This window comes from Flavobacterium muglaense, assembly GCF_014305155.1.
In the GTDB taxonomy this organism is placed as follows: domain Bacteria; phylum Bacteroidota; class Bacteroidia; order Flavobacteriales; family Flavobacteriaceae; genus Flavobacterium; species Flavobacterium muglaense.
This window is the reverse complement of the sequence record NZ_JACRUK010000077.1, coordinates 1-9,105: the sequence shown is the minus strand read 5'-3', so window position 1 is coordinate 9,105 and position 9,105 is coordinate 1. Positions and strand designations below refer to the sequence as shown.

Annotated in this window: 8 protein-coding genes; 5 read left to right on the top strand and 3 right to left on the bottom strand. The window is 35.7% G+C overall.

What is annotated here, in order from left to right; translation table 11 throughout:
• Positions 1-64: 64 nt before the first annotated feature.
• Both H8R24_RS17240 and H8R24_RS17235 read right to left on the bottom strand, forming a co-directional pair.
• Complete coding sequence (locus tag H8R24_RS17240) at positions 65-409, bottom strand: hypothetical protein (RefSeq protein WP_187021541.1); 345 nt, start codon at positions 407-409, stop codon at positions 65-67.
• Positions 410-682: 273 nt separating this feature from the next.
• Positions 683-1,153 carry a phosphatase domain-containing protein gene (locus tag H8R24_RS17235; RefSeq protein WP_187021540.1) on the bottom strand — a complete coding sequence of 157 codons (471 nt, stop codon included), beginning with the start codon at positions 1,151-1,153 and terminating at the stop codon, positions 683-685.
• Between the two features lie 97 nt (positions 1,154-1,250).
• On the opposite strand from H8R24_RS17235, the gene H8R24_RS18230 reads away from it, so the two are divergent.
• Together H8R24_RS18230 and H8R24_RS17225 are read left to right on the top strand one after the other, a co-directional pair.
• Positions 1,251-1,595, top strand: coding sequence for a hypothetical protein (locus tag H8R24_RS18230; protein WP_225876858.1), 345 nt, complete (start codon positions 1,251-1,253; stop codon positions 1,593-1,595).
• A gap of 400 nt (positions 1,596-1,995) precedes the next feature.
• On the top strand, positions 1,996-3,018 hold the full coding sequence (locus H8R24_RS17225; RefSeq protein WP_187021539.1) for a helix-turn-helix transcriptional regulator: 1,023 nt from the start codon (positions 1,996-1,998) through the stop codon (positions 3,016-3,018).
• A gap of 84 nt (positions 3,019-3,102) precedes the next feature.
• On the opposite strand, the gene ychF is transcribed toward H8R24_RS17225, so the two are convergent.
• Positions 3,103-4,197 carry a redox-regulated ATPase YchF gene (gene ychF / locus H8R24_RS17220; protein WP_187021538.1) on the bottom strand — a complete coding sequence of 365 codons (1,095 nt, stop codon included), beginning with the start codon at positions 4,195-4,197 and terminating at the stop codon, positions 3,103-3,105.
• Positions 4,198-4,512: 315 nt separating this feature from the next.
• Here ychF and H8R24_RS17215 point away from each other — a divergent pair, with 315 nt between their 5' ends.
• The 3 genes from H8R24_RS17215 (at position 4,513) to H8R24_RS17205 (ending at position 8,990) form a co-directional block, all read left to right on the top strand.
• Positions 4,513-7,410: a TonB-dependent receptor gene (locus H8R24_RS17215; protein WP_187021537.1), complete on the top strand. Its 2,898-nt coding sequence runs from the start codon at positions 4,513-4,515 to the stop codon at positions 7,408-7,410.
• A 146-nt stretch (positions 7,411-7,556) separates the two neighbouring features.
• Positions 7,557-8,306 (top strand): class I SAM-dependent DNA methyltransferase, encoded by a 750-nt coding sequence (locus tag H8R24_RS17210; protein WP_187021536.1) that lies wholly within the window; start codon positions 7,557-7,559, stop codon positions 8,304-8,306.
• 147 nt (positions 8,307-8,453) lie between these two features.
• Complete coding sequence (locus H8R24_RS17205; RefSeq protein ID WP_187021534.1) at positions 8,454-8,990, top strand: hypothetical protein; 537 nt, start codon at positions 8,454-8,456, stop codon at positions 8,988-8,990.
• Positions 8,991-9,105: the final 115 nt, after the last annotated feature.

Sequence of the window (9,105 nt, the reverse complement as noted above, 5' to 3'; positions counted from 1 at the left end):
ATAATACTTTCTCCTTTGAATGATTCCATAATAAAATTCTTTCACGAAAGATAAGAATTTATCTTTACACCTCTAAAGATCTTAAATCTTCGAACTTATAATATAAACTTTCATTTGCTTTATGTTTATTACTCAGCAATTTATATAATTTACATGTATCGATCAAATTAAAAAAATCCAACGATTTTGGATCGTTATTTATTATGGTATTTTTATAATTTATTTCACCATTAATAATTTTAATTCCAATTACTTCACCTTTTTGTTGTAAAATAAGAATCTTACACATTGCCTCGCATCCTTTTCGTATGTAATTTAATGCACTCTCATCATTTAATTTTGCATGCTTAAATGCATTTAAAATATGTATTACTAAATCATCTGTTTTTTCTATTAATTTTGACGCCATAACTTTTTTTATTTTTTCTACTTTAGTATAAATTCAATTCACTTCTAAAAACCTCATCCAACCCCTCATTACATTTCTTCCCACTGCTCAACCCACTAACATTCTCTCGTTAAACCTCAAAATTCTGTTATTGTGTAAACAAAAATTTCAATGTCAACAATAAATACATTTATTGCTCCAAATATAATTATAATAATTTTCTTAAAATTACGGCAATCCACAAATAGCAAATAAATCTGTTAAAAAGTTAAACAGCCTTTTCAAGTCTTTAAATCAAAAATCACCATAATACACTTGAAAGCATGGCAATTGCAGTTCCTTTCGCCAAGTATCTACAACTTGGTTGCGATCATCGAGTACAAATTCTATGTAATACTTGTCTTTGATGTGGTTGGTGTAAATTTCGATTTTGATCAGGGAGTCTTTCCTTTGGTCTCTTGCTTTGCGCATGTGCAAGGCATCAAACGGAATATTGTGCATTTCTAGAAAGCGCAATGTAGGTGCCAGAAACCGATCTTCACGTCCGGAAACCAACAGAATTTCATATCCTAATTGATGGTAGTTTTTAAGTAAATTGGCAACGGGTTCGTTCAATAAATCGGCATCGCAACGGCTGGCGTCAAAGGGATTTCGGCCATTCATTAAGGCTAGTGTTCCGTCAAGATCACAAATAATGGCTTTGGGTAAATCAAGGTTTTGCTGGCAGTATATTGGGGAATCTTTTTTTAGTTTTTCTGGTTTCATTCTGTTTTATATTTTTTGATGGTACAAAATTGCCATTGATGTACGCAGTTATTTTGCGTAGTACAAAAGAAAGTGTAATTTTGGGTAAACAACGATTATGAATCTACAAAATAAATATAAGGAGTTATTGCTTTGTATTGGGTTTGATCCTGAGGCAATCAATACATTATGGTTGGATTTAGAAAAAGCGCATTCGGCTCCATCGCGGCAGTATCATAATTTAACGCATCTGGAAGAAATGATTGCGTTGTTTGATTTGTATGCTAACCGTCTCACAGATCCTAATGCGATTTTGTACAGTATTTTTTACCACGACATAATTTATAAAGCCACCCGAAAGGGTAACGAACTGAAAAGTGCCGAGCTGGCAGTGGCAATTTTGCCAAAGGAAGCTCAACTTGACAAACAATTGGTTTTTGATGCTATTTGTGCTACGCAGTAGCACCAACACCATGCCAACGAAGACATTAATTACTTGATTGATTTTGATTTAAAGATTCTTTCTAAAAATTGGACTGACTACCAGGTTTACTGTAAGCAAATTAGAAAGGAATATAAAATCTACCCGAACATCTTGTACAAACCGGGGCGAAAAAAGGCTTTGGAACATTTCTTAGCACAGGAGTTTGTTTACAATACGGCTCTTTTTAGGGAATTGTATGATGCTATTGCAAAAGAGAATCTTAGCAACGAAATTTCAGTATTAACGGGGTCGCGTGAGGGATAGGAATAAGCTACCGAAGTAGCATGGATAGCCCGACCGCAGAAGAGAAAACGGCCTCATAAGCGGTGCTAAAAGTAGGCCGTTTTTTCTTGTGGGGTCACGCCCAAAAAACAAAACTATGTCACAGAACAAAAACGCTTTAATTAGGTACAAAACGATTGATAAATGCTTGCAAAACCAGTACCGACAATGGACGCTGGAGGACTTGATTGCTGCTTGCTCAGCGGCTTTGTATGAGTTTGAAGGGCGGGAAAATGCGGTGAGCAAACGCACGATTCAGATGGATATTCAGTTGATGCGATCAGAGAAACTGGGGTATAATGCGCCAATTGTGGTGTATGATAAAAAGTTTTATCGGTATGAGGTGGATGGGTTTTCGATCACGGATATTCCGCTGACGGAGACGGATATGAATGTGCTGACGGAGACGGTGGCGATGCTGAAACAGTTTAAGGATTTCTCGTTGTTTAATGATGTTTCGGATATTTTACAGCGATTGGAAGACAAGATTTACTCGGAGAAATCGCATACGCAGCCAGTGATTCATCTTGATAAAAACGAAAACTTGAAAGGCTTGCACTTTTTGGACGAAATTTATCAGGCGATTGTTAAAAAAGTGGTCTTGGTGATTACTTATAAATCGTTTACTTCTAGAGACGAGCAGCTGTTTACTTTTCATCCTTTTATTTTGAAGGAATTCAATAACCGCTGGTTTGTGGTGGGGAAAAAGAAAGGGAGCCAACCGATTAGTAATTTGGCTCTAGACCGGATTATCAAGGTCGATTATGATTTTGCAGCTAGCTATCTAGACGAGGACTTTGACTCTGAGAATTTCTACAAACATGTTGTAGGGGTTACGGTGAATACGGGTTCGCAACCTAGGAAAATTGAACTATGGATTGATGCCATCAATGCACCTTATGTAATTACAAAACCGTTGCACCACACCCAGCGCTTGATTAAAACGAATGATGATGGGAGTATTATTATCCACGTATTATTGCGTGAGAACTACGAGCTGGACAGGCTGCTTTTGGGCTTTGGAAACGGTCTTGAAGTGCTAAAACCAGAACGGTTGCGCAAACGGATGCACACGATTTTGTACAAGGGTTTGGAGCGTTATAATAAGGATGTAGAATAATGTAAAAATGGTATAAACACAAAAAAACCTGCAAAATTGCTTTTGCAGGTTTTCTCTATATACTTTATACTGTTCTGTTAAAAACTACACGTTGAAACGGAAGTGCATTACATCCCCATCTTTTACGATATATTCTTTTCCTTCGACTTTGAATTTACCGGCTTCCTTACATTTTGCTTCCGATCCGTAATGAACGAAGTCTTCGTAAGCGATTACTTCGGCGCGGATGAATCCTTTTTCGAAATCGGTATGGATAACTCCCGCAGCTTGTGGCGCAGTAGATCCAATATTGATGGTCCAAGCACGAACTTCCTTAACACCAGCTGTAAAATACGTTTGTTGCTTCAATAATTTGTAAGCTGCACGAATTAAAACCGAAGCTCCTGGCTCAGTCAATCCCATATCTTCAAGAAAAACTTGACGCTCTTCAAAACTTTCTAATTCGGTAATATCAGCCTCTGCTCCTACTGAAAGGATAATAACTTCGGCATCTTCGCCTTTTACTAATTCTTTAACTAGATCAACGTATTTGTTTCCGTTTACTGCTGAGTTTTCGTCCACGTTACACACATACAAAACTGGTTTTGCCGTGATCAATTGAAACGATTCCATTAAAACTTCCTCGTCATTACTTTGTGGTGTAATCGTACGAGCCGATTTAGCTTGCAAAAGTGCTTCTCTTACACGGTCCAAAAGTGCTTTTTCTGTTTGCGCTTCTTTGTTTCCTGTTTTGGCAGCACGGTTTACTTTCTCCAAACGTTTATCAACGGTTTCAAGATCTTTTAACTGCAACTCGATATCAATCGTTTCTTTGTCACGAATTGGGTTTACATTTCCGTCAACGTGTACGATGTTATCGTTATCAAAACAACGCAAGACGTGAATAATAGCGTTACACTCTCTGATGTTTCCAAGAAATTGATTTCCTAATCCTTCCCCTTTACTTGCTCCTTTTACTAAACCAGCAATATCTACAATATCAACCGTAGCCATTTGCACACGCTCTGGCTTCACTAATTCTTCTAGCTTGTTGATACGTGGATCTGGTACATTTACTACTCCTATATTAGGTTCGATCGTACAAAAAGGGAAGTTTGCACTCTGCGCTTTGGCATTTGACAAACAATTAAAAAGTGTTGATTTTCCAACATTAGGTAATCCTACAATTCCTGCTTTCATGGTGTTTTATATTTAAAAGCGTTTTTTCTACGCTATTTTATCTTGATTATCGTCTTAAAAAGGGTGCAAATATATGGTTTATAAACGCTTTTATAAAAATTAAACTTAAATATTATAATAGCACTCTATTGATTTTTAAAGAAAAATTTGCAATAATCACTTTTTACTGATTATTATTTATCTTTTACATAAATGAAATCGCAATTATTACAAATATTGCATTTTCATCAAATTTTAACACATTATCTTAATGATATGTTAAAAAAGTACTATATTGCACAAAATTTTAAACCAAAAACCAAACTTTATTAAATTATGAAAAAAATCGCATTATTATTTTTATTACTGAATGTCAGTTTTCTTTTTGCCCAAAAGGAAGTTTCTGGAGTAGTAAAAGACAACACTGGTGCAGGGTTGCCAGGAGTTAACATCCTTGAAAAAGGAACAAACAATGGTGTTTCTACTAACATCGATGGAGCATACAAAATAAAAGTTCAAGATGGAGCTACATTAATCTTTAGCTACATTGGTTTTAACAAAGTAGAAAAAGCAGCAAATGCAGCTACTATTAATGTCGTACTATCTGAAGAAGGTGGACAAGCATTAGATGAAATTGTAATTGTAGGTTCAAGAACAGCTCCTAGAAGTAATACTACTTCGGCTTTACCAATTGATGTTGTATCATCAAAAGATTTAGCATCTACAGGTCAAGCTACTTTTGATAAGGCATTACAGTACAAAATCCCATCTTTTAACACGGTTCAAACTCCGGTGAATGATGCGACTTCGTTACTTGACCCTTACGAAATTAGAAATATGGGACCAAGTAGAACACTTATCCTTATCAACGGGAAACGTAAAAACATGAGTTCATTAGTGTACACACAAACATCTCCTGGACGTGGTGAAACTGGTGCAGATATCTCTGCAATACCTACTGACGCTATCGAAAGAGTAGAGATTTTACGTGATGGTGCATCTGCGCAATACGGATCTGATGCGATTGCTGGGGTAATGAACATTATCTTGAAAAAAAGCACTAACGGAGGTTCTGTAACTGTAAGAACAGGAATCACAGGACAAGGTGACGGTGAAATGTACGGTATCAGTATGAACAACGGAACAAAAGTTGGCGAAAAAGGTTTCTTAAACTATACAGTTGATTTCTCAAAAACTGCTTTAGCAAACCGCCCAGGTACTTTAAATGCAACTGATGAATTTAATTACTGGAGAAGTGGTTCTAATACCCCAGCACAAGATGCGAGTCTTCAAACTCAAATTACTAATTTTTTAAAGTTAAAACCAGATGGTGGTAACATCAACGGATCACCTGAAACAGCTGCTGCAAAATTTGAAGTAAACGGAGGAACACAATTAAGTGAAAACACTGAATTGTACTATAACGCAGCTTACATTTTCAAAAAAGTAAATTCATATGCAAATTATAGAACTCCATATTGGAGAACAGAAACTGATTACCCATACTTAAGTTCATTATTTGGTAATGGAACTGCTGGATCGTACCAAGGATATGCTCCAACATTTATTGGAGACTTGAACGACTACAATGCTACTTTAGGATTTAAATCAAACAAAAACGGATGGACAACAGATGCTTCTGTAACTATTGGTGGAAACTCACAAATATACACTGTATCAAACTCTCATAACAGATCGAAATACAGCGACCTAAATCCAGAGCAATTATCTGCTGTGGGTGGCATAGGTAGCCATTCTGCGACTGATTTAGTTTATGCAGACGACAGTAAAACAAGATATACTGGACAAAACACTTTCAAACCCGGAGGAACTTCTTTCAATCATATCGTAGGAAATTTAGATATTACAAAAGAAATATCTGATAACGTTTCGATCGGTTTTGGATCTGAGATTAGAACAGAAAACTTTGAAATTTTAGAAGGTGACTTTCAATCTTACGCTGGTGTAGGAGCAGATTCATTTCAAGGAAATACTCCAGCTAACTCAGGAAAATTCAACAGATACAATCTTGGTTTCTACGCAGACATTAGTGCAAACATCGTTAAAGGATGGTTAGTTAATGGTACTGCTCGACACGAAAACTATAGCGATTTTGGATCGGCTAATGTTTGGAAAATAAGCACAAGTGTTAAAGCTTTAGAAGATGACAAATTAACTTTCAGAGGATCAGTTTCTACAGGATTTAGAGCACCATCGTTGCACCAAATCTATACTGAAAAATCACAATCAACTTTCCAAGGTGGTGCTATTGCAATAACTGGAATTGTAAACAACGTTTCTACAACAGCTAGAGATTATGGTGTTCCAAAATTAACTCCTGAAAAATCAACTAACATTTCTGTTGGATTTGGAGCTAAACCAATCAAAAACCTAAACGTAACTGTAGATTACTACAGAATTGGTGTTAAAGACCGTATCGTTTTAGGAAACCTAGTAGCATTCGAAGCAGGAAGAGTAAGTAGCGATCCAGCAAGTGCAGACTACAACGAATACGAAGGAAAGAATTCAAAAGCATTTTTCGTAAATGGAATTAACTCAATCACTTCTGGTATTGACTATGTAGTAGAATACAGAAACATTAATTTAGGTACAGGTAAATTAGGATTCAACTTATCTGGTAACTACACAATTGAAAATAAAATAGATGGTGCGGTAAAAAACCCTACAAGTGTGCAAAACTTAGGTACAACAGCTGCTCCTATATATGCAGGACAAACAGCACTAACATCTGGTCAAAACCCTGTTTTAGCCGGACAAACAGTATTCAATGCTACTCAAGATGCTTTAATGTTTACATCAAGACCAAAGTTCAAAACAATCCTTGGTGCTAACTACGAAATAGGCAAATGGGGTCTTTCATTGAACAACACTACTTTTGGAAGTACTAAATTCAAACAAGCAGATTTTAGCAATGCAGGTTTGTACTCTCAGTTTAAAACTGCTCAGGTTACCGATTTAGGAGTTACATTTTCCGCTACAAAAGCAGTAACAATTTCATTTAACATGAATAACATCTTTAATGTATTGCCTAAATTCACAATTAAATCTGATGGTTCTGCATCAGCAGATGCAATCGTGAATAACCCAACATTACTTAAAAAAGAATGGAACAATATCACATTTGATGGTCGTTACCCAGTTACAAGTTATGATGGATCTCAATTCAGTCAATTAGGAAGATTATTTAGTTTATCTATGAACTACAGATTCTAATTCGAATAAAATAAAGCATATTATTTAAAAGGCTGTCGCAAGACAGCCTTTTTTTGTATCATTTTTTTTCATAAATTTATAGAGCCCGTTTAAAAAAGATTGTATCTACGCTAACTTTTTACGACCAGCCTATAAAACGATTACTTATGGCAACATTATACAATGAAAAAATGGCAGCTATATACGATGCTATGTACCAAACATTTGTTGATTATGACGAGGAGTACACCTTTTACAACAATCTTTTAGCAGCGAACAACTGTAAAACTGTTCTAGAGATAGGAAGCGGTACCGGTAATCTTGCCAAGCGATTTAGCGCGCACCAAATGGACTACATAGGACTCGACTACAGTAAAAGCATGATTAAAATTGCGCAAGAACGCAATACAACCTGCCCATTTATCCACGGAGACATGAGGGACTTTAACCTCGATAAAAAAGTAGACGCCATCATCATTACAGGAAGATCAACAAGCTACTTGACCACCAATGATGACATCAATGAAACCCTTAATTGCTTATGGAATAATTTAAAAAAAGAGGCTATCATCATTTTTGATTTTATAGATGCCAATCGCTTTATCCCTTTTATAACCCACAATAAGGCCATTATCCATCAAGCGCAATATGAAAACGTTAATTATTTACGCGAAAGCAACTGGGAAACAACAGACATGGAAAACTTCATGCTAGAATGGAATGCAAAATACTACACCATTCAAAACGATGAAAAAGAGCTGATTTCCAATGACTTCTCTACAGTACGTGTTTTTACTCTGAATGAAATACAACTCTTTCTCTATTTGAACAATTTTGAAATCACACAAACTATTGATCGAAAAACATACGCTTACGACACCTATGTGATCGTGGCCAAAAAGAAAGCAAAACCCTAATTTATCCTTTAAAAAAATCTAGGCCATTTATTAACCTTACTGCACAACCATAAACACAAATAATACAACCTTTTATTGTAATGCTATAATAAATAAACTGATAACTAGTTGTATTTTTGACACATACAAACTTTAAACATTAGCACCATGAAAACGATCACTTTAGGAATATTCGCTCTGTTATTTTCACTTTCGACACAAGCGCAAAATAAAAATGTAAAAACAGAAGTCAAAACAAAAATTACAACTATAAAAGATTCTGATGGAGAGAAAAAACTAGTAAAAACAGAAGAAATTAAAGAAACCCAAGCTATAGAATTGCTTGATGCCGACTCTAATGCCTTAAACAAAGATACCAAAGACTCACCCGTACAAGTAATCGCTACTACGAAAATCACCGCTGATGGAGTAACACGATTATTAAACATAGACCGATCAGCTTATTACAATCTTGACGGAGTCAAATACCAAGTTTTGAATGACAAAAGTGGCTACAGCATTACATCTGCCGATGGTGCTAAAAAAGCAATTTTAAGAAAAACATCAAATGACCACTACATCTACAAATCTAAAGACAAAACTTCTTTTGGCTATTTTGATGCCGATGGAAACTTAATTCTAGAATCATACGATGAAGCTACTGATAGCATTACTATCACAAAATACATGGTCAACAAAGAGTAACACATTCGAGATCGAGCATAAAAAAACCTGAACATTCGTGAGGGCACTGAAAAAGTGTTTCTAATAAATTAAGACCTAAAAAGGAGTAGATATCTATTGATTTCTACTCCTTTTT

Bases quoted from the DNA above. Each gene is read 5' to 3' on its own strand.
- H8R24_RS17240 (WP_187021541.1), bottom strand. From the start codon at position 409: ATGGCGTCAAAATTAATAGAAAAAACAGATGATTTAGTAATACATATT.
- H8R24_RS17235 (WP_187021540.1), bottom strand. From the start codon at position 1,153: ATGAAACCAGAAAAACTAAAAAAAGATTCCCCAATATACTGCCAGCAA.
- H8R24_RS18230 (WP_225876858.1), top strand. From the start codon at position 1,251: ATGAATCTACAAAATAAATATAAGGAGTTATTGCTTTGTATTGGGTTT.
- H8R24_RS17225 (WP_187021539.1), top strand. From the start codon at position 1,996: ATGTCACAGAACAAAAACGCTTTAATTAGGTACAAAACGATTGATAAA.
- ychF (WP_187021538.1), bottom strand. From the start codon at position 4,197: ATGAAAGCAGGAATTGTAGGATTACCTAATGTTGGAAAATCAACACTT.
- H8R24_RS17215 (WP_187021537.1), top strand. From the start codon at position 4,513: ATGAAAAAAATCGCATTATTATTTTTATTACTGAATGTCAGTTTTCTT.
- H8R24_RS17210 (WP_187021536.1), top strand. From the start codon at position 7,557: ATGGCAACATTATACAATGAAAAAATGGCAGCTATATACGATGCTATG.
- H8R24_RS17205 (WP_187021534.1), top strand. From the start codon at position 8,454: ATGAAAACGATCACTTTAGGAATATTCGCTCTGTTATTTTCACTTTCG.